Annotated in this window: 18 protein-coding genes; 5 read left to right on the top strand and 13 right to left on the bottom strand. The window is 39.5% G+C overall.

All coding sequences use genetic code 11. From position 1 onward, the window contains the following. Positions 1-216: 216 nt before the first annotated feature. A complete protein-coding gene (locus tag M1F25_RS18135; protein ID WP_144140528.1) occupies positions 217-1,710 on the bottom strand; it encodes a UxaA family hydrolase in 1,494 nt (497 codons plus the stop codon). A 240-nt stretch (positions 1,711-1,950) separates the two neighbouring features. Between M1F25_RS18135 and exuR the strand changes: the two genes are divergently transcribed. Further along, entirely contained in the window at positions 1,951-2,712 is a 762-nt protein-coding gene (gene exuR / locus M1F25_RS18130) for a transcriptional regulator ExuR (RefSeq protein WP_004259169.1), read from the top strand. Here the strand turns inward: exuR and M1F25_RS18125 are convergent, their stop codons facing one another. The 3 genes from M1F25_RS18125 to M1F25_RS18115 all read right to left on the bottom strand — a co-directional run bounded on the left by M1F25_RS18125 (position 2,713) and on the right by M1F25_RS18115 (position 6,284). Next, entirely contained in the window at positions 2,713-3,447 is a 735-nt protein-coding gene (locus M1F25_RS18125; protein WP_099975398.1) for a Crp/Fnr family transcriptional regulator, read from the bottom strand. Positions 3,448-3,611: 164 nt separating this feature from the next. Beyond that, positions 3,612-4,922: an MFS transporter gene (locus M1F25_RS18120; RefSeq protein ID WP_094961574.1), complete on the bottom strand. Its 1,311-nt coding sequence runs from the start codon at positions 4,920-4,922 to the stop codon at positions 3,612-3,614. 249 nt (positions 4,923-5,171) lie between these two features. Then, complete coding sequence (locus tag M1F25_RS18115; protein WP_004259162.1) at positions 5,172-6,284, bottom strand: mandelate racemase/muconate lactonizing enzyme family protein; 1,113 nt, start codon at positions 6,282-6,284, stop codon at positions 5,172-5,174. Positions 6,285-6,577: 293 nt separating this feature from the next. On the opposite strand from M1F25_RS18115, the gene M1F25_RS18110 reads away from it, so the two are divergent. Further along, positions 6,578-7,897 carry a polysaccharide deacetylase family protein gene (locus tag M1F25_RS18110; protein WP_181488677.1) on the top strand — a complete coding sequence of 440 codons (1,320 nt, stop codon included), beginning with the start codon at positions 6,578-6,580 and terminating at the stop codon, positions 7,895-7,897. Between the two features lie 34 nt (positions 7,898-7,931). Here the strand turns inward: M1F25_RS18110 and M1F25_RS18105 are convergent, their stop codons facing one another. Genes M1F25_RS18105 through M1F25_RS18075 form a run of 7 tightly spaced genes read right to left on the bottom strand, consistent with a single transcriptional unit; the run spans position 7,932 to position 14,826 of the window. Beyond that, positions 7,932-9,035: a fatty acid desaturase family protein gene (locus tag M1F25_RS18105; protein WP_144140524.1), complete on the bottom strand. Its 1,104-nt coding sequence runs from the start codon at positions 9,033-9,035 to the stop codon at positions 7,932-7,934. Then, complete coding sequence (locus M1F25_RS18100; protein WP_181488675.1) at positions 9,025-10,149, bottom strand: sterol desaturase family protein; 1,125 nt, start codon at positions 10,147-10,149, stop codon at positions 9,025-9,027. Before M1F25_RS18100 ends, M1F25_RS18105 begins: the two co-directional genes overlap by 11 nt. After that, positions 10,142-10,756 (bottom strand): phosphatase PAP2 family protein, encoded by a 615-nt coding sequence (locus M1F25_RS18095; protein ID WP_144140521.1) that lies wholly within the window; start codon positions 10,754-10,756, stop codon positions 10,142-10,144. Before M1F25_RS18095 ends, M1F25_RS18100 begins: the two co-directional genes overlap by 8 nt. After that, the gene (locus M1F25_RS18090) at positions 10,753-12,033 is read right to left on the bottom strand and encodes a F390 synthetase-related protein (RefSeq protein ID WP_172412240.1); all 1,281 of its coding nucleotides are present in this window, start codon (positions 12,031-12,033) and stop codon (positions 10,753-10,755) included. The genes M1F25_RS18095 and M1F25_RS18090 overlap by 4 nt, the downstream gene beginning before the upstream one ends. Further along, a complete protein-coding gene (locus tag M1F25_RS18085) occupies positions 12,027-12,830 on the bottom strand; it encodes an MBL fold metallo-hydrolase (RefSeq protein WP_094961569.1) in 804 nt (267 codons plus the stop codon). Before M1F25_RS18085 ends, M1F25_RS18090 begins: the two co-directional genes overlap by 7 nt. Further along, entirely contained in the window at positions 12,824-13,831 is a 1,008-nt protein-coding gene (locus M1F25_RS18080; RefSeq protein WP_094961568.1) for an NAD-dependent epimerase/dehydratase family protein, read from the bottom strand. Before M1F25_RS18080 ends, M1F25_RS18085 begins: the two co-directional genes overlap by 7 nt. Then, positions 13,828-14,826 (bottom strand): 3-oxoacyl-[acyl-carrier-protein] synthase III C-terminal domain-containing protein, encoded by a 999-nt coding sequence (locus M1F25_RS18075; RefSeq protein WP_094961567.1) that lies wholly within the window; start codon positions 14,824-14,826, stop codon positions 13,828-13,830. The genes M1F25_RS18080 and M1F25_RS18075 overlap by 4 nt, the downstream gene beginning before the upstream one ends. 356 nt (positions 14,827-15,182) lie before the next feature. Between M1F25_RS18075 and M1F25_RS18070 the strand changes: the two genes are divergently transcribed. The 3 genes from M1F25_RS18070 to M1F25_RS18060 are packed head-to-tail and all read left to right on the top strand — an operon-like array spanning position 15,183 to position 17,998. Next, positions 15,183-16,031 (top strand): sce7726 family protein, encoded by an 849-nt coding sequence (locus M1F25_RS18070; protein ID WP_094961566.1) that lies wholly within the window; start codon positions 15,183-15,185, stop codon positions 16,029-16,031. A gap of 3 nt (positions 16,032-16,034) precedes the next feature. After that, the gene (locus tag M1F25_RS18065) at positions 16,035-16,964 is read left to right on the top strand and encodes a sce7725 family protein (RefSeq protein WP_094961565.1); all 930 of its coding nucleotides are present in this window, start codon (positions 16,035-16,037) and stop codon (positions 16,962-16,964) included. 14 nt (positions 16,965-16,978) lie between these two features. Continuing rightward, complete coding sequence (locus M1F25_RS18060; protein ID WP_094961564.1) at positions 16,979-17,998, top strand: RES family NAD+ phosphorylase; 1,020 nt, start codon at positions 16,979-16,981, stop codon at positions 17,996-17,998. 37 nt (positions 17,999-18,035) lie between these two features. On the opposite strand, the gene M1F25_RS18055 is transcribed toward M1F25_RS18060, so the two are convergent. Next, a complete protein-coding gene (locus M1F25_RS18055; protein ID WP_094961563.1) occupies positions 18,036-18,932 on the bottom strand; it encodes a LysR family transcriptional regulator in 897 nt (298 codons plus the stop codon). A 78-nt stretch (positions 18,933-19,010) separates the two neighbouring features. After that, positions 19,011-20,006 carry a nitrilase family protein gene (locus M1F25_RS18050; RefSeq protein ID WP_144140555.1) on the bottom strand — a complete coding sequence of 332 codons (996 nt, stop codon included), beginning with the start codon at positions 20,004-20,006 and terminating at the stop codon, positions 19,011-19,013. Between the last annotated feature and the right edge of the window lie 1,187 nt (positions 20,007-21,193).

Raw genomic sequence — 21,193 nt, 5'->3', positions numbered from 1 at the left:
CTGCTAATAAATTAAAATTCGTCATTACGAAATGGATCCTACCATATCTTAAAAATAGGGAAATGGTGACTTTTCTTTATTGTCTTCGTGTCACAATAAATGGGCTTATGGCTTAGGATAGAAAGTAAGGTCGGTAGGAAAAAGTTAATAAATATAAATAGTTAGTTATATCCCTATTGCTTAATAATAACCAAAGCAATAGGGATTAATTTGTTTTTAAAGTGTGACGCCCATTTTAAAAATTGCTAATTCACGGAAATCATTGATTTCATTTTTTGTAGGTTCACCATTAACGGTTTTGACAACCAACTGAATGAAGTCATCTAATAACTGATTCATGGATTTTCCTGTTAATAAGGCACCTGCATTAAAATCAATCCAATGGGGTTTTTTGGCGGCTAATTCATTATTGGTCGCAATTTTCATGGTGGGGACAAAGCCACCATATGGCGTGCCACGACCTGTTGTAAATAACACCATATGGCAGCCAGCTGCTCCTAAGGCACTGGTGGCAATGGCATCATTACCCGGTGCGCTTAACAAGTTGAATCCTGGGGTTGTCAGGCGCTCCCCGTATTTTAAAACATCCATTACTTGGCTAGTGCCAGCTTTTTGTGTGCAGCCGAGGGATTTTTCTTCGAGTGTCGAAATGCCTCCGGCTTTATTACCTGGAGATGGGTTTTCATAAATTGGCTGGTCATGGGCAATAAAATACTGTTTGAAGTCATTGATCATATTGACCGTTTTCTCAAACGTCAGTTCATCATGGCAGTGGTTCATTAGAATTTGTTCAGCACCAAACATTTCAGGTACTTCGGTTAACACCGTAGTTCCGTTATGACTGACTAAAAAATCAGAAAAACAGCCTAACAATGGGTTAGCCGTGATCCCTGAAAGGCCATCAGATCCACCACATTCAAGACCAAATTTCACTTCGCTCAGTTTGCCTGACTCACGTTTATCTTGCTGTACTAATTGATAAAGTGCATTAAGGTGCTCTACACCGGCTTCAATTTCATCATCTAATTGTTGGCATACCATAAATTTCACGCGTTCATCATCATAGTCACCTAATGTTTCTTTAAAGGCGGCGACTTGATTATTTTCACAACCTAAACCGATGACTAAAACGCCACCTGCATTAGGGTGCTTAACCATATCTTGTAAAATAGTACGGGTTGTTAAATGGTCATCACCGAGCTGGGAACACCCTAAAGTATGGTTATAAAGATAAACACCATCAATATCAGAAGCGCCATTATGTTGTTTATTAAAGCGTTCGATCATTTTTCTCGCCAGTGCATTAACACAGCCGACTGTTGGTATCACCCAAATTTCATTACGGATAGCGACATCACCATTTGCTCGGCGATAGATTTGCACTTCTGGATCCGGCCGTGTAACGGCAATTGTGTTGTGTTCAGGGCGGTACTCATAATCATTTAAGGCACTTAAATTGGTGGCGGTATTATGAGTATGAACATGCTCTCCAGCCGTTATGGTAGTCGTTGCATGGCCGATAGGAGCGCCATATTTAACAATATTATTGCCAGCCTCAATCAAGGTGAGGGCAATTTTATGCCCTCGGTCAACATCTTGTTTTAATGTTACTGATTGCTCTGCAACACTAATGGTTTCCCCTGCTTGTCGGTTAACTAAAGTAATGGCGACATTGTCATTGGGATGTATTTTAATTATATCTTTTATCATATTGCGTTCCCTGAACTGGAAATCGGATTAAGCATGATCAGCCATAAAAAGTATGAATGATCTTTTGTTGTCTAAATTTCATTCATTATACGGTCTGGTTTATAACTTTAAAAGATGTTATACCAATTTATTGCGATTTATTTATTAGTGAAGTTCTATTTCACCCATCGTCGAAAAATTTCGTTATACTGTGGACATTGATGGCCAGCGAGTCGGGTGGTTATGTGAAAGGAGAAAATAATGAGCTCACAAGAGAGTGAACCGCGCCTATACCAACAAGTTGCGGCTCTGGTCAAAGAACGTATCGAAAATGACGAATACCCAGTTGGCACTAAATTACCTGCGGAACGGTTACTTGCTGACGAAATGAAGGTGAGCCGTACTGTGATCCGTGAAGCCATCATTATGTTAGAAGTAGAAGGCTATGTGGATGTACGCAAAGGATCTGGCATACATGTTATTAGTAACCGGTCTAATAACTCAGTCAATACAGAAACGGGATTAGAGTTTAGCCGCTGTGGGCCGTTTGAGCTCTTGCAAGCAAGGCAACTGATTGAAAGCCATATCGCCGAGTTTGCCGCGACCCAAGCCACCAAAGAAGATATTTTAAAACTAGTTGATATTCAAAAGCATGCTCGCAAAGAGGATCGTTTTCGTGATTCAACATGGGATCTTGCTTTTCACATGCAAATTGCCGCGTCGACCCATAACAGTGCGATGGTGGTGATCGTTGAGCAAATGTGGAGCCAACGCTTACGTAACCCTTACTGGCTCAAGCTTCATGAGCATATTGATAACCGTTCTATTGAGAGCTGGTGCGATGAACATGACCAAATTTTGCAGGCGTTAGCGCGTCGAGACCCTAAAGGGGCGCGGCAAGCTATGTGGCAACATTTGGAAAATACCAAAAAAATGTTATTCAACGCGACCAGTGATGACTTCGAGTTCACCATGGACCGCTACTTTTTCGCAGATAGCCCAACCATGGATGATAACAGCTAGTTATTCCTCATCATCTTCCGATATTTGCTTCAGCGCGGGGAGGTTAACTAAAATAATTTTCCCGTATTTTGCATCAATCCAGCCTAGTTTTTCCCATGCGACTAAACGCTTATTGATGGTTTGCCGTGTGGTATTAATGATGGTCGCTAAGTCATCTTGTGTGAGATATAAGCTTAGTTGAATTCCTTTTTCATGAGGTTCGCCATAGCCTTCTGCTAAGCTCAATAAGCGTTTGGCGAGTCGGGCTGAAACAGATAATAAGGCACTGTCATTGATAATGGTAAAGGCATTACGAATCACTTTGCAGAGTAAAATATTCAGAAATTGGTAAAAAACGGGGTGTTTTTCCAAGATCATGGTTAAGTCTTTCGGTGATATCGTCAGTAATATGGTTGGGCTAATCGCTTTGGCATCATGGGTGCGCGCTGATTTATCTAGCATGGCAATTTCGCCAAACCAATTGCCTGGTGAAAGATAGCGAAATACACATTCACGGCCATCTGAGGAAATTGAACTTACTTTTACTGAACCTTGAATCACCGCATATAGACCACGAGCAGGGTCACCCTGATAGTGAACCATTTCACCATCTGGATAGAAACGTAATGTGGCGCATGTCATTAAGATGGAAATCAAATAATCAGGTAAGTTACTAAACCAACTATTTGTTTTTAATATTTCAAGAATATTTTCATGCGTTAGAACTAATTGGCTGTTTTGTACCGCAATGTTCATCTGAATGCTCCCTGCATGATTGGCTAACTTTATCATGACATTTGGTAGGGTTATGTTCAATCATGAACCGCCGTAATATTCGAGTAAACCTCATAAATAAGAAATAAGGTAATAGAAAACCCGAGCCATTAATGTGGCTCGGGAGGGATTTAAAAGATAATTAATTAATCTTCAAATCGTTTTTCAATACCTAATCTTTTTAATGTCAGAATCAACAGACCACCGATAAAGGTGACCAATGCGATAAAATAGAGTCCTGCACGGGCAGATTCAAAGGTAGTTTCAGCCCAAACTCGTAAGTTTGGTGCCACAAAACCACCTAAGTTACCCACTGAGTTAATCAAAGCAATACCCGATGCAGCTGCGGTGCCGCCTAAGTATGCAGATGGGAAGCTCCAATACAGAGGCTGCATCGCCAAGTGACCAGCCGCTGCCACACACAGGGCAATAATCGCAATGACGGGAATGCTATCGAATAAACCAGAAACCGCAATTCCCGCAGCACCTAACATAAAGGTGATGGCAGCGACTTTACGACGTTCTTTTAGACGTTCTGAAATACGAGGTACATAATAAACCGCAATTGCCGCACACAGTGGTGGAATGGCGGTAACAAAGCCTACAAGTATGCCGACTTTACTGCCCAACAACGTACCGATTTGGGTTGGTAAGAAGAAATAAATCCCATAGCCACATACTTGAACGGTAAACCAAATCAGACACAGGTAGAGAACGCGCATATCTAATAATGCTCTCAAGGCGCCTTTCGGGCTATGGCCTGCTTTGGCATCTTCTTCCAAGGCTAATTTAGCGGAAAGTGCACTTTTTTCCTCAGCTGTCAGCCATTTGGCTTTTTCAGGGCGGTCATCAAGGTAAAAGAACACCCAAATCCCGACAATAGATGCTAATAAGCCTTCTACGACAAACATTAACTGCCAGCCGTATAAACCGAAGGCAAATGAAGTTCCTTCCAACGACAATAATGAGCCAGATAATGGGCCGCCAATGATAAACGCCAGTGGTGCCCCAAATAAGAAGTAGCCTGTCACCCGTGCCCGGATATTTTGTGGGAACCAGAAGGTTAAATACAGAATAACCCCCGGAAAGAAGCCCGCTTCACTGACACCAAGTAAGAAACGCAGCACAATAAAGGTGGTTTCATCATGAGCAAACATCATGGCGGCAGAGACTAGCCCCCATGTGACCATAATGCGTGATAACCATACCCGAGCGCCAATTCGGTACAACAGAATATTACTTGGCACTTCAAATAGTGCGTAGCCGATAAAAAAGATCCCTGCGCCAAATGCGTATGCAGCGTCACTTAACCCAGTTGTTAATTGAAACTCTTGTTTTGCAAAACCAATATTTGAACGGTCTAAATAAGCCAATATGAACATTAATACCACCATAGGTATTATTTTTCGTATTGCTTTGCTGGTAGCCGATGATAAATGATCCGTATTGGTGGACATGGTTCACCCCAGTTTTTTGTAAGATAGTAATGTTATCTATTCATTTTTATTATGTGTTTAGCCCGCCGCTGAATAACCAGCAGAGTAGAGTATAGAGCTAATGTACTCGTCATACTTCAAGTTGCAGTGTTGTTGATTGCACCATGAATTATTCAGAGTATAAATAAGTAATTTAAAATGAATAATTCTTGTTATTAATTTCCCTTTTTCATGTTGTTAGAAATAAAATATTGAAAAAGGGAATGATCATTATTTCACGTTAAATTTGGCTAATGCTTCAGGTTTTAACGTCGTACCTGCCCCAGGCGCGGTTGGTGTGGTATAAACACCATCAATGACTTCGACTGGGTCAACAAAGCAATCCAATGTCCATGGAATAAATTCCAGTAAAGAACAAGCGGGATGTGCCATTACCAGATGCAATTGTGCCTGCATCATATCGCCATGGTGTGGTGTCACGGGTAAATTAAATGCCATACCTAAGTCAGCAATTTCCCATACCGCTGTTAAACCGCCACAGCGTGTTGCATCAGGTTGTAAGTAATCAACGGCACCCGCCAAGACAAATTCTTTAAATGAATCATTGTGATAAAGTAATTCACCTAATGCGATAGGTGTATCCATATAAGCAGCAAGCTGTTTATGGCTGGCGACATCATCATGCCATAATGGTTCTTCAAACCACTTAATATTGAAATCATTTAAACGGTGGCCATATTGCTTGGCAATACTGATATCCCATTTACCGTTTGCATCGACCATTAGGTCGATATCGTCGCCAATTGCGTTACGAACAGCTTCAATACGTTGTAGATCTTCGCGTGGATCTGGTTTACCAATTTTCATTTTTATTGCTTTGAAGCCTTCTTCGAAGATCATTTTTTTACAATCATCGACTAAGTCTTCTTGGCTACGCACTAACCAACCGCAGTCGGTGTTATAGGCGTTAACTTTATTGTGTTTTGAACCGCCAAACAGTTGCCATAGCGGCTGATCTGCGGCTTTAGCTTTAAGGTCCCAAAGGGCGATATCGATGGCAGAAATCGCCATTTGCATCAAACCACCACGACCTACCCAGATATTGGTTGAGCTGCGAGTGAGTTTTCGATGTAAATAGCGCACTTCTGTTGGGTCTTCGCCGAGTAACATTGGGCCGAAAACATCTTCAATAATAGTGGTGATTAAACGGTCAGTGGTAATGTCGGCATGTGTCCCTGTGTGGCCATAACCGACTAATCCACATTCTGTTTTGATCATGACACCCGGCATCCCCCAATGGGTAATGCTGTGAGTTGAGTCACCAATTAGGTCATTAGTGACAGGTACGTGCATGATAAAAGTACTAATTTCTTTTATTTTCATTGTTGTTCCCAGGTGTTGTAAGGTGGTTGAATGCCAATCTAACAGTGGGAAGTGGATTAAACTGTCAAATGATTTACAGATTGTGCCTATATGGCGCTTTTTACTGATAAATATGAGCTAGATCTCTTTATTTTGTATGATAGATTATGGCGTATCTTTAAAATTGGTATAACAGCTTAATAGGTGAAAATAATGGGAAGCAGGGAACAATAAAAATTTTTATCAGGGTATGGGGTTCAATCTAGAGTAGGTTTAGAATAATGGCGGAAACCCAGCTTTATAGTGGATAAAACATGTCTAAACGATTTCTTTTATTGCTTTGTATTTTATTTACGAATTATCTTCCCCAATCTTTGGCTTCTGAGACCGTCAACAACACTGACGATTGGCAGTTGGCAGACATCCCACCAAAGCTAGTGCAAACAAAACAGCCTGAAATTATTTTTGCGATGATTGCTGGAGAAATGCGAGCCGTCGCAGAACTCAATGCAGAACACGGTTTTTATGCCTATTCTCCTTCGGGGGATTACTGTGCAATGCAGTTTGGCAATGGGTATGCCTTTGTAAAAACAGTATCGTTTTCTAACCAAAAACCGCGTTATGTACCTGAAGTGGATAGGCTAAATGATTTACAAAATCCCATTTATGATTATTTGGTCACGCACCAAAAAACAGCGGTATATAACTCAACTCAGAGTAATAGTAAGCAAATTGCCTCTTTATGGGAAAACCTGCGCTACCCTGTGTTAGCGCGGATGATTAAAACGGATAAAGCAGGAGAAAAGAGTGCTTGGCTAACGATTCGCCTAGGGGATAGGCTGGGCTATGTGCGTTTAGATGATGTAGCATTAGATAAAGGCATTCCAATTTTAACTTATCACCATATTCTCAAAGACAGTGAAAATAAGCATTTTCGTGACACGTCAACGACGACATCTGTGGAAGCATTTCGTGAACAAATGAATTATTTAAAACAGGCGGGTTACCAAACGCTTTCGCTTGCCGATGTGGAAGATTATCTGAATAAATCTGCTAACTTACCAGGTAAAGCAGTCGTGCTGACATTTGATGATGGTTTAAAATCAGTTTATCGCTATGCATTACCGATTTTAAGGCATAACCGCCAGCAGGCGACGCTATTTATTATTTCTTCGCGGATTAAAACACAGCCACAAAAATGGTCAGCGCATGACTTACAATTTATGAATAAACAAGAGATAAAAGATAGCCGAGACGTTTTTAATATCCAATCTCATACTCACTTTTTACATCGTTTAGATAATCATAATTCACCCATTTTATTTAGCCGGAAAGAACATACGATCATGTTGGATTTCAAACGGTCGATGAGAATTCTAAGCCGTTTCGAACCTGAGCAGCGTTACCTTGCATATCCATTTGGTGGTTATAACCAATCAGCGATGGATGCGGCTAAAGATGCGGGGCTACATCTTGCCGTCACGACCATTCAAGGAAAAGTTAAATTGGGGGATAACCCTTTTGCGCTCAAACGTTTGTATGCTTTTCGGACTGACCCGTTAGAGAAATTTGCTCAGATGGTAGGTAATAGTGAAAAAAGCGTCATAAATCAAAATATTATTATCGACAGATAATCAATATAGCGAAGTAAGCACTGGGTTGTTTGGCTCAGTGCTCATCCGCTTGCTTGCCCGTTCCCATCTCTTTTAAAAATTGTTGTTGGTAAACAAACAGTTCTTTCGCGCTAATACAATGATAATCCATCGAAAACTGTTCGGCGGTTTGCTCAATGATCTTAGCAAGTGCAGGGTAATGGCGGTGGTTCCAATTCGGAAATAAATGATGTGTAAGATGTAAGTTTAACCCGCCTAACCAATAGGTTAGCCAACGAGGTGTGGTTTGCCAATCATAAGTGGTTGAAAAAGTATGAGTATAAAAACCATGCGGCATATTGCCTTCTTTGGGGGGCGTATAAAAAGTTGCTTTCGCCCAATGGGTGCCAAGTATTAATACAACAAATACGAGGGAGGCAAGCATTTGGCTAAATAAGTAAGTGAGTAGCAAGGTACCTAAACTGGTATCAGTGATAACAAACGCAGGTATGACTATTGCAACAATCAAATGTAGTAACTTAGCCAATAAAAATGCCCCAATACCACGACGGCCTTGATGGCGCATATGAGGAGCGACGCGCGTCAAATGAAATCTGTCCATCCAATCAAAGAACCAAATCAATGCAGGGAAAGTCATTGCGGCAATTAATGGCCAATACAGATGCTGAGCTCGCATAAACGGGTACCAGCGCTGATAAGGGGTTTGGCGCAAGACAAAATTTTCTTCGATATCTAAATCATAATGACGAATGTTGGTGTGAGCATGGTGAAAAATAATATGCCTGACTCGCCAACATTCAGGGTCTAAACCCAACGGAATAGTGACCCAAAAATTGAGCAAATAATTGGCTTTGGCCTGTTTGAAAATCGCATTATGGGAAGCATCATGAACTAAATTAATCGCCAATAATAATGCGAAGCAGATAAACAGGGGATAAAAAATAAAAAAAGCCCAAGACGCGTTAACACATAGCGCTATGCCGTAACTGCCTAGGCAGCACAAGATTAAAACCAAGCTTTTTAAATAAAAGCGTAAGTCAGCGAACCGGTGATCTGCACGCTGTTGTAAATAGTGTTTAGCGGCCTTGTTCAACGCTTTTTGGAACGCTTGATCATGGCGGTGTTGGTAGCCTAACGGCCTTAGTGGCTCAGGCGACATCACGCACCTGTATGGGTTTTCTGCCGATGCCAAGTAACATTAATAAACTATGCAGCCACAGAGCAGTGGTAAAAATTACCCAAAATGGCGTTGTCCATTGCCAAATAAATAAAATGCAAATTAATAGTAAGCAAGCGATAAAAAACCAGCTCATCAGGCCAATTTTGCGGCCATCTGAAATACCTGATAGTGCCACGGTACCTAAGGCTAATAAGATAAATAAAATCACTTGCTGTTGAGTCGTTCCCTGATAACCATAGCCATAAATATAGACATAACCAATAACTAGGCTAAATAGGAGAAGTGTTCCCATTACTAATGCGATTTGGTTCACGCGAAATAATGGTGCGGGTTTTTCCTTGGGTTGACTGCGACGTTTAATGATACGCCAAAAAGGCAAATTACTATCAATAAATGGGTTTTCAGAAGCAGGAGCCCCTTTGATGCCAAAATGGTGTTTCGTTTCAGGCAATTTGGAAAATGTGCCAAATAGTTTGTCCCAAAAAATAAAACTGCCACCAAAATTACGGTTGGAATAGTGCCCTTCTTTCACATGGTGAACTCGGTGGTGCTGTGGCGTTACCATAAATTTCTCCAACCAACCCAAACGCGGGATCAGCGCACTGTGGTTAAAAAATTGAATGGTATAGTGCAATATTGAAACGGTGATAAACACTTCTAAAGGGATCCCCATTAGCGCCAGCAACATAAAGAATGGGATTGATGTGAGTGATGAATACCACGAATTACGCACGCCTAATGATAGGTTATAGTGCTCCCCTTGGTGATGTACCACATGAACGGCCCATAAAACACGGTAAGTATGGTGTAAACGGTGTAGCCAGTAAAAGCCAAAGTCCCAAGCAAAAATCGTAAACACCCACACCAGTGCGGTTGGCCAGTTTTCAACGAGATTGAATGAGTAGTGGGTCACGACAAAGCCGTAACAAAAAATCTCTAACCCTCTAAACAGCCACAGCATAATATGGCCAGAGTTCAGGTTGAACACCAATTCTTGCCAGCTAACGGTTCCTTTTTGTGTTTTGGCTATCACCAAACCTTCTGCGACCACAACCGCTAACATGAAAACAATCGGAAAGGTTAATTCATTCATTAGTGTTTCTCTTTAAGACAAACTTCGCAGTGTGAACAATCACTAATGCCCCACAAGCGGTGAGTGCGCCAGTGGCCACATCAATAAATAAATGGCGTTTTAACACCAATACAGAAGCACAAATAGCAAGGGCCCAAATTACGGCTAGAACCGTGCGAAATTTTTGTTGTGTTGACCATAATGCATTCAGTACGACGAGAGTCAATGAGACATGTAGAGAAGGTAGTAAATTTTGTGGGCTATCAATATTCATTAAAGCAGATAAAGCCAGTCCGGATAAGGTTGATAAGTCGTAATCGTGGTACAGCATAGTCGTGGGGTAGCACAAATAAACAGCCCCAGAAACCAGCGCACAGAGTTGCATGGCATACATAAGTGGGCGCGCTTTTCTTAGGGGACAGAGAAAATACCCAAGTGGGATAAACAGAAAAAAGGAGAGGTAAAGCCAGATGGCATCGGGGGAAAATGGGACGGCATTATCTAGTTCACTAGGGAGTAAAATATGAGCTTGCCCAGTCACTTGCCCGGTATATTGGTAAACAATACCTACGGTTCCCCAGCCGAGTAGGCAATAGATAAAGCGAGTGAATAATTCCCTGTTGTTCATTTTACTTCCTTACGGGTTATACGTCGCTTTTTAACCGAGAGTGCTTGCGTAATAGCGGCTGATGATAATTGCCAATCTAATTGCGTAATATCAACGTGTTGGCTTGCAAAGTAACTTGCTAGCTGTTGCTGGCAATGGGATAACTCCATGGGAGAGCATTCAGCCTGTAAATATAATGAGTTGCCTTGCTGTGTTAAGCGGAAATCAGCAGTAACAGGTAAGTGATTCACAATAACCCGCGCACAGGGATCTGCAAAAATCGTCACCATTTTGCCGTTATAGCCTGGAAGTTGCAGTAAATCATCACAACGACCCTCAATGCGTTCTATCGCCATTTCAGGGGAGCCACATGGGCAGGTGTTTTTTTTCACCACTAACACATCATCCAGTTGATAACGAACGATAGGCTGTGTTTTACGGGTAAAATCCGTAATAATCGGCGAAAAACGGTTATTATCAAGCCAATTAGGCTCAATATGCACAAACGCTTCATTTAAGTGTAAAGTACCATGAGAACAAGTACAGCCTAAAAACCCTTCCGTTGCTTGGTAGACCTCTCCAACATTGGGGAAGCAATTCTGTAATTTTTGTTTATCATGGGGTTCTAATACTTCAGCCACGGAAATGACTTTCTGCACATTTAGTTGAAGTTTCTGTTGGTTAATGGCGTCAGCTATTGCGCATAGCACTTGGGCTGGCGCAACAATAATTGATGGTTGATATTGTTCAAGTGCAGTAAGTTGCAGGTCAAAATCTGCAAAAAGGTCATAAAAACGCAGTGAAATCCAACGGTTATTGACACTTTCATACAGGTTATTATTAGCACGTAAAAATAAAGCAACACGTTCACCACTAAACAGACTTTTAGGTAGCATTTTAGCTAACATGCTGCCAGACCAAACATTTTGTTCTTCTGGGCTAACAACGAAAAGGCCTCGACGGCCTGAGGTTCCAGAGGACAACCCGACACTGTAGCGCCCTACTTTAGGGGCAAAATCCCGAGATTGCTCACTTTTTTGTGCACATTCTAGAAGTTTTTGGCTAGAAAGCCCGGCGGTATTCATCTCATCAAAATTATCCATCATGACTTGTTTATTCATAATGGGAAAATTAGATAATGGCTGATTGATATATCGCTGAAAGTAAGGGCTTTTCGATAACACTTTGCGCTTAAAATGTGCCAAACGTTTTTGTTGATAAGCTTCTAGCTCGTCACGGTTGCGAAACGTCAAATGACGAGCGCGCCAGTAATGCCAAAGCATCGAGAGGATCACAATAAATCCCCTTCGTGGCACAGTTGGATAACCACATTGCGTTTATCAATTTCATGTAATTTATTGAGTGTTTCGTAATAAGCCTGCTTATCATCCATGATGATATTGGCAATGGCCATAGGGCCGCGCAATTCACGGTAATTAGTGGGAGACCATGCTGCGTCACCTGCGAGCAATATCCAGCCTGAGTCAGTTAGTACACACAAACCAATATGCCCTGCAGCATGCCCAGGAAGCGGCACAATGAATAACGTCTTCTGTTGATTTACCGCATAGCCTTCGCCCAAAACTTGTAATTCATTCGGTAACGCCACCTTTGGGAAACCTTCATAAAATACAGTACGTTGTTCAAAGTCTTCTGGTAGAAGACCACTGACAAAGGCATTTTTCAATGCAGCAAACCCTGTTAAAGGGCGTGTTTTAGCCCAGCCATCTCCTGAGCAAATAATGGGGATGTCAGGGAAGTCACGTAGCCCCGCGATATGGTCACCATGAAAATGGGACAAAATCACCCCATTGATATCATTAGGTTTTAAGCCATCATTAGCCAATTGATTGACAAGGGCGTCTTTGCTTTCGAAATACACTGGGGTAACGGTTCGATATAACCGCATAATGCCATGGCGCGTATGATCATAAAAATGGGTGGCATAACCCGTATCAAATAGCCAACGCTGGTGTTCATCTTCAATCAGCCATGCTCTTGCTGGGAATTTACAGGATTTAAAACTAGCACCTTTTAAAGCCACACAGCCTGGATGTGTGCAGTAACCCACCTCATATTGATGAATTTTTAGCATGGGTTCTCCTGTTGTTTCAGCCATTTAGCCGTCAAATGAATACCTTGTTGCATACTATATAAAGGATAGTAACCCAGTTCTTGCTGTGCTTTTTGGTTATCTAATGTCATGGTGAAATAGGCTGCGCCAAGGCTATAGCGAGTGAGTAATGGTTCTTTTCCCGTTAAATAGCCAATGGCTTCTAATAGGCTGGCAATAACATACAGTAAAGGGTAAGGGGCTGAACGAATTTCGCAATCTAAGTTTAGCTCACTAAATAACTGATTTAATGTCTGTTTTAGTGCTTGGGGCTGTTGGTTGGTAATATTATAAATGGCGCCATTAGGGAGTATTTCTTTGAAAGTCGCCAACTGCATGCTGTGAACCACATTTCCCACATAGGTGAGGTCAAAATGGTTATTTCCCCCATTAGGTAACACCAATTTTCCCTTACGTGATTTTATTTGGGCGAGCAAACGCGGTAGCAAAACGCGGTCATGGGGGCCAAATAAACCTCGAGGGCGCAAAATAGTGTAACGAGTTGTCGGAAACTGCTTAACGCACTGCTCAATCCTAGTTTCGGCTAAATATTTTGTTCTGGCATATTGGTTAGCGAAATGTTTATTAACCGTGGACTCATGAATATTTTGCTGGTGGGTGAAATTAAAATAAATGGCTGGGGTGGAAATATGGATAAAGCGTGAGACTTTGGCTTCCCCCGCGGCGGTAGCTAAAATTTGAGTTGCATGAACATTTGTTGTCTCAAAATCTTGACGTTTGCCCCAAGGTGAAGAAAGAGCAGCGCAGTGCCAAATGGCATCACAGCCAGTCATCATCTCTTTGGCCTGTTGCAAAGAAAGCTGAGCCAGTTCACAAGAGATAAATTCAGCTCCCATCTTTACTAGCTGTTCTCCTGCTTGCGGGTTTCGCCCACAAGTGACGACTTCAAAACCTCGCCCCAGTAAGTACTCACTTGCATTTCTACCAAGGCCACTCGTGGCACCTGTGACGAGGAGCTTCATGGCACTAATACCATGGCGCACAGCGCTAACCCTGCGGCAGTGCCAATTAGCATGGCACTGGGTTTTTCATAGAAACGGCCTGTGATAATTGCTTCGTGTAATGCTGAAGGGATAGAGGCCGCAACTTGGTTCCCACGATGGCAGTAGATATCGACTAATTGCTCAGTTGTTACGCCCACACGTTGGCGCATATGTTCTAAAGAAAGATGGCTTGCTTGGTGTGGGATCACGGTACCAATTTGTTTGAGTTGTATATCTGATTCACTGGAAACCTGTTGCATAAAATCTTCAATCAAAGAAGATGCGAGGCGAAACAATTTTTTCCCCTGCATATGGAACAGAAAATCATCATCGGTCATCCCTGCACGTGGATTGCGTCTTGTGCCACCTGCGCGAATCTCACAAAAATCAATGCCTGCGGTATAAGTGGTGTGTGTGTAAGAAATAATTCCACTATTCCCATCCCCTTTTTCCACAACAACACAAGCTGCACCATCACCAAAAATCAACGATGATTCTTTATCTTGCCAATCAATACCACGCGAGGCGATATCCGCAGAAACAATTGCAATGCGTTGATAAGCACTGGTGGCTAATAACCCCGCAGCAACCTGTAGCGCAGTGATAAAGCTTATGCAACTTGAATTAACATCAAAGCAGGCAATCCCTTGATTTAAATTTGATTGTTCAAGGATATGCGCTGCGGAGCAAGGCAAAGCTTGCACGGGAATTGCAGACGCATTAATTAGCATATCAATACTGCTTGGTACGATATGGTTCGCATGCAATGCATTTTGAATCGCCAGGGAAGCTAACACTGCTTGTGAATCGGTATGACTTGCATGGAAGCGATATTCGATACCTGAATGTTTTTCAACAAAACCTTTTGGTTTATTGAGCTTTTCATCAAGCATTGAGGAGTAAATTTTGTTTTCAGGTAGTGCCACACCAGAAGCAATGATTTTTAGTGGGGTGATTGACCTATTACCAGACATATAAGTAGTGCCTATCTCATCATAATATTGACAATAAATATCAAAGTTCAAATATTTAATATATAGGAATTACGGAATTATTCTTAGTTCTTACTTTTATGTTTTTTTTGCCTTGGTGAAGACGAGGAGGAAGAAGACATTTTATTCTGAAGACTCACTTCAAAATGGAAAAGGTCTTAAGCCACAATATTACCGAAAGATTACAAATTGTACGTTTGCCACTGACAGTGGTTTGCTATTTTTACGAATCACATCAATTAATAAGTAAAATTTATGTTATTGAATAATGGCTCAAGGTGTTAGATAATAGAAGAGAATAAACGCATAAATGATCCATACTGAAAAGAGTACATAAAATGTCATATCCTTCGAATCAGCTTAGAGACTTATCTTCTCTTTTTTTGAGAAGTGAGGTATCGCGTTGGTTTAAAGGCGATTTTAAATCAATTGATGTAAAACTACATAGATATCAGCTATATGAAAAATACAAAGGTAAAACCTATTTATCTTTTGTAAAAAAGACCTATAAGTTATTGCTAAAGCATTATCCCAATGAGTATGTTTTAAAAAATGAATTTTTAAATCAGTGGCTTAAAAAAGAATTGGGATGTAATAGTTCCATAATATTTAATGAATTTCGCATTGGAAATGCCATTGCAGATTTAGCTATGTTTAATGGTGTATCGAAAGCTTTTGAAATTAAGTCTATTTTAGATAAGGATTATCGGTTATCTAATCAACTCCAAGAGTATAAAAAATTATTTAATGAGGTTTATATTATCGTCCCTCATGAGCATTTGGGGCGATATATCGATTTTGATAATTCTATTGGGGTTATTTCATATAGTAATGATTGTAATGCGTTTAACTTAGAACGTAAGCCAAAAGTAAATCAGCATGTTGATATTGATACATTGATGAATGTTTTGCACACTAAGGAATATTTAAAAATATCAAAAAATTACTATAAAGAGTTGCCAATGATGAACTCATTTAATCAATTTGATATTTGTAAGGAGTTAATTTCAAGTATTGAAAATAATCAGTTGAATCATTTGTTTATTGAAGCAATGAAGGAACGAAAAGTTAATAATTTGTTTTTTAATAAACTAAATAATGAGCTTAATCAGATATGCCTTTCTTTAAATTTAAAAAAGACGGATAGAGAGGATTTGATTAGTAAACTAAAAACGAATACGGTGTAAACTATGTATTTTCCATATTTAAGAGCAAGGCAGTTTGAACTGATTTCCTTAAGGGAACTCGCTACATCTGGCATTGTAAATAATAAGGTAATGCCGGTTTTAGAACCTGTTAAATCTAGTTTTAGTGGATTGAATTTAGCATGTAATATTTTTCAAGAGAAAAATTTTAAGGCTTTTCTCATCGTTAATCCTTGTTGTGGTGAGATTGCAGGGGATAGATATGATGTATTGAATTACTTGAAAGAATTAAATGGGGAAACATATTTACCTGCATTTATATATACCGATAACAGTAATTATATTCTTTCTTGTATAGATAAGTATAATCTGGAAAATTGCTTGATAGTTTGTTTAGATAAATTTTCTGATGAAGAACAGTTGAAAGAATTATCTACCCGAGATGAAATTTCCCATTTAATGTTATTAGACCCTAATAAGTATCGAGGGTTAGACAAGTATATGAAATTACTTGATATAAACTACATTAGATTAGATGATTTATTTGAAAAACAACAAAGAAATTCCGATTTTTTGGATATAGCTGCGCATAAATTTACTGAGGAGCATCTCTATTATAAAGAGGATGGCTACCAAGGTTTCTCTGATTATACGATATTGCCTAGTGATTTTGTCGATGGTGGTAGTACTCCTAGGGCGGTGGTGATCCATCTCACCTATCCGAAGAGTGAGGTTACTAATGAGGTTTGGATTAGCCATTTTACATCTGAATCTAATGATTCAATAGAAAACGTACAAGGTAAATTCGCAGAGGCAACAAAGAAGGCCATCACTTTTTGTGATTCATTACCATTGGATAATATTGCGATAGATGAACTGAGAAAATATTTTACTGATAAAAAATACCCAGGCTTAGGTACAGTTAAAAAAATATCGATTAAAAATCATGTGTTAGTTATAAATGAATTAATATAAGGTCAATTTAATATATGAAATTTGTTTGTAAAGAATGTTTTTCAGATACTGAAATAATTGGCTTTATTATATCTCAGCGTGAGATTAATCAATGTGATTTTTGCAAAACATTAGATGTAGACGTTGTCAGGGTTGATGAGCTATATGGTTTTTTTGCAGAACTATTTACTAACTTAGTTCCAAAAGAGCATGGAACGTCTTTATCTAAATTGTTACAGGGAGATTGGAGTTTTTTTAAAAACCAAACGTGTGCAGATAAAGTTCTAAATTATGTTATACAAAATATTGATACAAACTTTATTCGCGCGAGTGATGGTGCTGATTATATAGATGAAATCTATGAAAACATAAACTATTGGGAGCAGCTAAAAGAGCAACTCAAGTGGGAAAAAAGATATTTTACAGATATCAATTATTTAACAGAAGATCTTGGCTGGGACAGTTTTTTTCAAAGCCAAGTTGTCATAAGCCCAAGTGATATTTTTTATCGAGCGAGACTTCATCAAAAAGAGGGGCAAGATCCTTTTAATGAAACAGAAATGCTTTGTCCTCCTAAATATTTAACGACTTCAGGTCGTGCTAATCCAATAGGTATTCCGTACTTGTACCTTAGTGACAATTTGTCGACAACACTTTATGAGGTGCGAGCCACTTTTTTGGATGAGGTCACGGTAGCTAAATTTCAATTAGATTCAACGGTTACTACAAGAGTTGCTATTGCTGATTTTACAGAAACCCCCTCCCTTTATCACCCTAACGAGATTAATAAAAAGATTAAAGGCACATTGCTGAGGCAAAAGATCAGCTTAGACTTATCCCAACCTATGAGACGATTCGACTCAGATCTGGACTATATTCCAACTCAATTTATCTGTGAATTCATCAAAGTTTTTACAGGCGTTGACGGCATTAAGTTTGCGAGTTCTCTCGATAGTACGGGTAATAATCTTGTTATTTTTAATCAAGAAATAATGGTATGTACTAGCGTAGAAAAAGTTAGGATCACCAAGTTAAAAATATCACATGGACGATAAATAGCAGTTTCGTATAGTTTGATAAATCAGCTCAAATTTACATATGGGTTATTGTCTGTTTTGACGTTTCCTCAACCAATTTCTCAATAAGCGACTGCCATGTCTTCGGTAATGTCGTTTGCCAAACTAAATCAACTTGCCATTGAGCATTTGCATTGTCCTGAATTGGAATAAAATCGATATTTTCTCCACCAATCTGCTTGGCGCTATATGGGACAAGACTGATGCCAACCTTAGCGGCGACTAACGCAATTAGAGTCTGAATGTCACTGGCTTCTTGTCGTGGCGTGATATGCAGATTTTCAGATTGCAAATAATGTTGAACTTGTTGATAAAGACCCTGACCGCGTTGTGCGCGTAACATCAGAAGTGGATATTGGGCTAAATAATCATTGATTGTACTATGTGGCTGTTGGTCTTTGGTGACAGCAAGCGCCAGTGTTTCAATTTTCAATGGGCGGCTGGCAAGGTATTCCACTGAGTTTTGCTTATCACTACGGGTAAATGCGATATCTAACTGGTGCTGAACAAGCTTCTCTCTCATGACATGTGAGGGCATGTCCTCTAATAGAATGGTGACATTGGGGAGTTGTTCTTTCAGACGGGCAACAAAAAAAGAGGCTTCGTGAAAAGTTGCAATACCGAATCCGACATTTAAAGAAAGCGGGGGAGTTTCTCTAAGAGCGGCGGCTTGGTTTAACAGCTCCGCCATATGGTTTAGCGTGTGTTCTGCGTAAGGCAGTAAAGCGCGGCCATGATCTGATAGTACCGCACCATGACGTCCCCGCTCAAATAGTACTATATCCAATTGTTTCTCAAGAAGTTGAATTTGTTTTGTTAAAGCTGGCTGACTAATATATAGGCGTGATGAGGCTTCGCGGTAATTTTTTGTCTCTGCGAGAGTGATAAATGCACGGAGTAGTCGAGTATCCATAGTTGTTAGCCAGTTCCTGATAATAGAAGACGCTATAACATTTCTATTATGAATGCTATGAGCCATTGACTTTAACTATTATTGCTTTTCTTGATGATAAGGGGAATTCTCAGAAGCAAAACGGACATGGCGAATATCCGTTTCGTAACCCAGAGTTTCAGTGATGATTCGGTAGAGCTCAGGGCGTCTTCCGGTTAACCAGCGACGGCCATTCGAGGTAGGCAATAAATCTAATTCAAGATCCGCGATGACGATATCATCATCTATTGCGCAGCTTTCTTTAATTACTCGCCCGTAAGGGTCTATGATCATGGCGTTTCCGGTTCGAATTTCATCATCATCTAAGCCAACTCCATTACTAAATAAATAAAACACGCCATTATCGTGGGCTCTGGAGGGTAACCAGCGCATTAGCCATCCGCGCCCATGTTCCCCTTGACATGCATCTAATAATGCTTGAGGATTTTGTTTTCTATTTTCCCAGAGACGAAGGTCGAGCGGTTTCATGCCATGAGGGCTACTCGAATGAGTTCCACCTGTTTGATGGGGGGCAAGAATAATATCTGCACCAAGTAGCGCGTTGACGCGTGGATTTTCAATTAAGTTATTATCCCAGCAAATTAAAATACCAACTTTTACTTCCCATGGCGTATCGAAAACAGTGTAATTGTCTCCGCTATGAATGGCGGGGTGCTCAAAGGCATGTAATTTACGATGAGCGTGGTATTGGCCATCTGGCATACAAGCGACCCAAGTATTGTAGCATTTGCCATCTAACCCTTTTTCAATCAACCCAACCCCGATAATCATGTCTAATTCAATGGCCCGTTGGCGGATTAATGCTAATGACGGGCTATCATGTAAAGTTTCACTTAAAGCATAAACGGCATCATCTGGTAGCTTCGGCACGTGCCAATAACCAGTAATACACATTTCAGGTAAAACCAGTATTTTTACCTTCTGTTGGGCGGCTTGAGTAATAAACTCATGGATACGTTCTAAATTGTAGGTTTTGTCGCTAGGACGGTGTTGGAACTGGACTGTTGCAACCCGAAGCAGTGATTGTGCTGGCATCATTTTTATCTCCTTAGTTAGGGAAATAAAAACATGTTATTTGAGCTAAAAATAATGAGTTATTTTCTCATTCCATAACGATAGGTTATTGAATGAATCTGTCTGGTCATCAATATTAGCATTTTTATACATAAATTAACGTAAAAAGAGATGTTGAAATATATATAATACGGAAAAATAGCCTAGTTAAGTGTAATCTTCCTATGCTGCCCATTTTGGTTTAAAGCGTATCAGGTCAATTATTCCTCAATGAAATGCTTTCATTTAGTGAATCAAGCATACAAATGCTCTTTATTCTCGGTATTAAAAGCACAAATTTAACCTAAGCTATATGTGCAACACACAATAATAGTAAGCATTTCCCTTGTTGTTTTGACTGATTTCTTGTGAAAGTGCGAGGTAAAACTCTTGTTTTACTCGTTTTATAGTTCACAGAAGTGCAATTATTATGTTTTCTTTTTGTTATATTTCATTTTTACCTTGTTGATCTGCAATAGACTTTTGTGTTTTGTTACAATTGGAAACAAGTATAACACATTGTTATTTATACGTTATTTTTGTTGGTGATTGTTGTTTTTTACTCGAAATGTGAGTTATCGATGGCTATCAATATTGTTATTACTCTTAATATGAATAACTTGATTTATTTATGAGTAGATAGCGACCAATAAAAAAAAATTGCAGTTTTTTATATCCTATAACTCTTATTGTGAGTAATTAAAAATACTATTAAATTAAATTAAATTAAATGATAAGAATAAAAAAACCATTGTTAGTTGTTTTTTTGAAGCAAACATTAAAAATGTAAAAAATAAATTAATTTATAAAAATAAGTATATAAAAATACTTAGGAATCAATGAATACCATATAAAATTAATTATAAATGCCTTCATTCCATTATAAATTAAGGCGTTGTTATATTTTTGGATGTTACCATTGATAGTGGTAATTTATTATTTTTCTTTAATATCAATTAGTTGCATATTATTTGTTTATTTCAAAAAGAATAATAGCTAATATGAATTATGTGTTTTTTATCTTATATGATAATGCAAACTAAAAAAATGAAATATTGATAGGTTTCAGTGGCTTTAATTTATTCTATCGATCGTTACAAACAGTTTTACTTTTATATATTGAAAACTATAATTAACTCAAATTTCGTGTTTTAATTGGTTTGTTCTTT

Origin of the sequence: Providencia sp. PROV109, assembly GCF_033681625.1 — a bacterium.
GTDB lineage: Bacteria > Pseudomonadota > Gammaproteobacteria > Enterobacterales > Enterobacteriaceae > Providencia > Providencia hangzhouensis.
The sequence above is the reverse complement of the archived record's forward strand: the minus strand, read 5'-3'. Positions and strand labels throughout refer to the sequence as shown.

What these genes read in the sequence shown, in the direction of transcription:
- M1F25_RS18055 (WP_094961563.1), bottom strand. Translation starts at nt 18,932, where the DNA reads ATGGATACTCGACTACTCCGTGCATTTATCACTCTCGCAGAGACAAAA.
- M1F25_RS18135 (WP_144140528.1), bottom strand. Translation starts at nt 1,710, where the DNA reads ATGATAAAAGATATAATTAAAATACATCCCAATGACAATGTCGCCATT.
- M1F25_RS18110 (WP_181488677.1), top strand. Translation starts at nt 6,578, where the DNA reads ATGTCTAAACGATTTCTTTTATTGCTTTGTATTTTATTTACGAATTAT.
- M1F25_RS18095 (WP_144140521.1), bottom strand. Translation starts at nt 10,756, where the DNA reads ATGAACAACAGGGAATTATTCACTCGCTTTATCTATTGCCTACTCGGC.
- M1F25_RS18085 (WP_094961569.1), bottom strand. Translation starts at nt 12,830, where the DNA reads ATGCTAAAAATTCATCAATATGAGGTGGGTTACTGCACACATCCAGGC.
- exuR (WP_004259169.1), top strand. Translation starts at nt 1,951, where the DNA reads ATGAGCTCACAAGAGAGTGAACCGCGCCTATACCAACAAGTTGCGGCT.
- M1F25_RS18120 (WP_094961574.1), bottom strand. Translation starts at nt 4,922, where the DNA reads ATGTCCACCAATACGGATCATTTATCATCGGCTACCAGCAAAGCAATA.
- M1F25_RS18060 (WP_094961564.1), top strand. Translation starts at nt 16,979, where the DNA reads ATGAAATTTGTTTGTAAAGAATGTTTTTCAGATACTGAAATAATTGGC.
- M1F25_RS18070 (WP_094961566.1), top strand. Translation starts at nt 15,183, where the DNA reads ATGTCATATCCTTCGAATCAGCTTAGAGACTTATCTTCTCTTTTTTTG.
- M1F25_RS18050 (WP_144140555.1), bottom strand. Translation starts at nt 20,006, where the DNA reads ATGCCAGCACAATCACTGCTTCGGGTTGCAACAGTCCAGTTCCAACAC.
- M1F25_RS18075 (WP_094961567.1), bottom strand. Translation starts at nt 14,826, where the DNA reads ATGTCTGGTAATAGGTCAATCACCCCACTAAAAATCATTGCTTCTGGT.
- M1F25_RS18080 (WP_094961568.1), bottom strand. Translation starts at nt 13,831, where the DNA reads ATGAAGCTCCTCGTCACAGGTGCCACGAGTGGCCTTGGTAGAAATGCA.
- M1F25_RS18125 (WP_099975398.1), bottom strand. Translation starts at nt 3,447, where the DNA reads ATGAACATTGCGGTACAAAACAGCCAATTAGTTCTAACGCATGAAAAT.
- M1F25_RS18100 (WP_181488675.1), bottom strand. Translation starts at nt 10,149, where the DNA reads ATGAATGAATTAACCTTTCCGATTGTTTTCATGTTAGCGGTTGTGGTC.
- M1F25_RS18115 (WP_004259162.1), bottom strand. Translation starts at nt 6,284, where the DNA reads ATGAAAATAAAAGAAATTAGTACTTTTATCATGCACGTACCTGTCACT.
- M1F25_RS18065 (WP_094961565.1), top strand. Translation starts at nt 16,035, where the DNA reads ATGTATTTTCCATATTTAAGAGCAAGGCAGTTTGAACTGATTTCCTTA.
- M1F25_RS18105 (WP_144140524.1), bottom strand. Translation starts at nt 9,035, where the DNA reads ATGTCGCCTGAGCCACTAAGGCCGTTAGGCTACCAACACCGCCATGAT.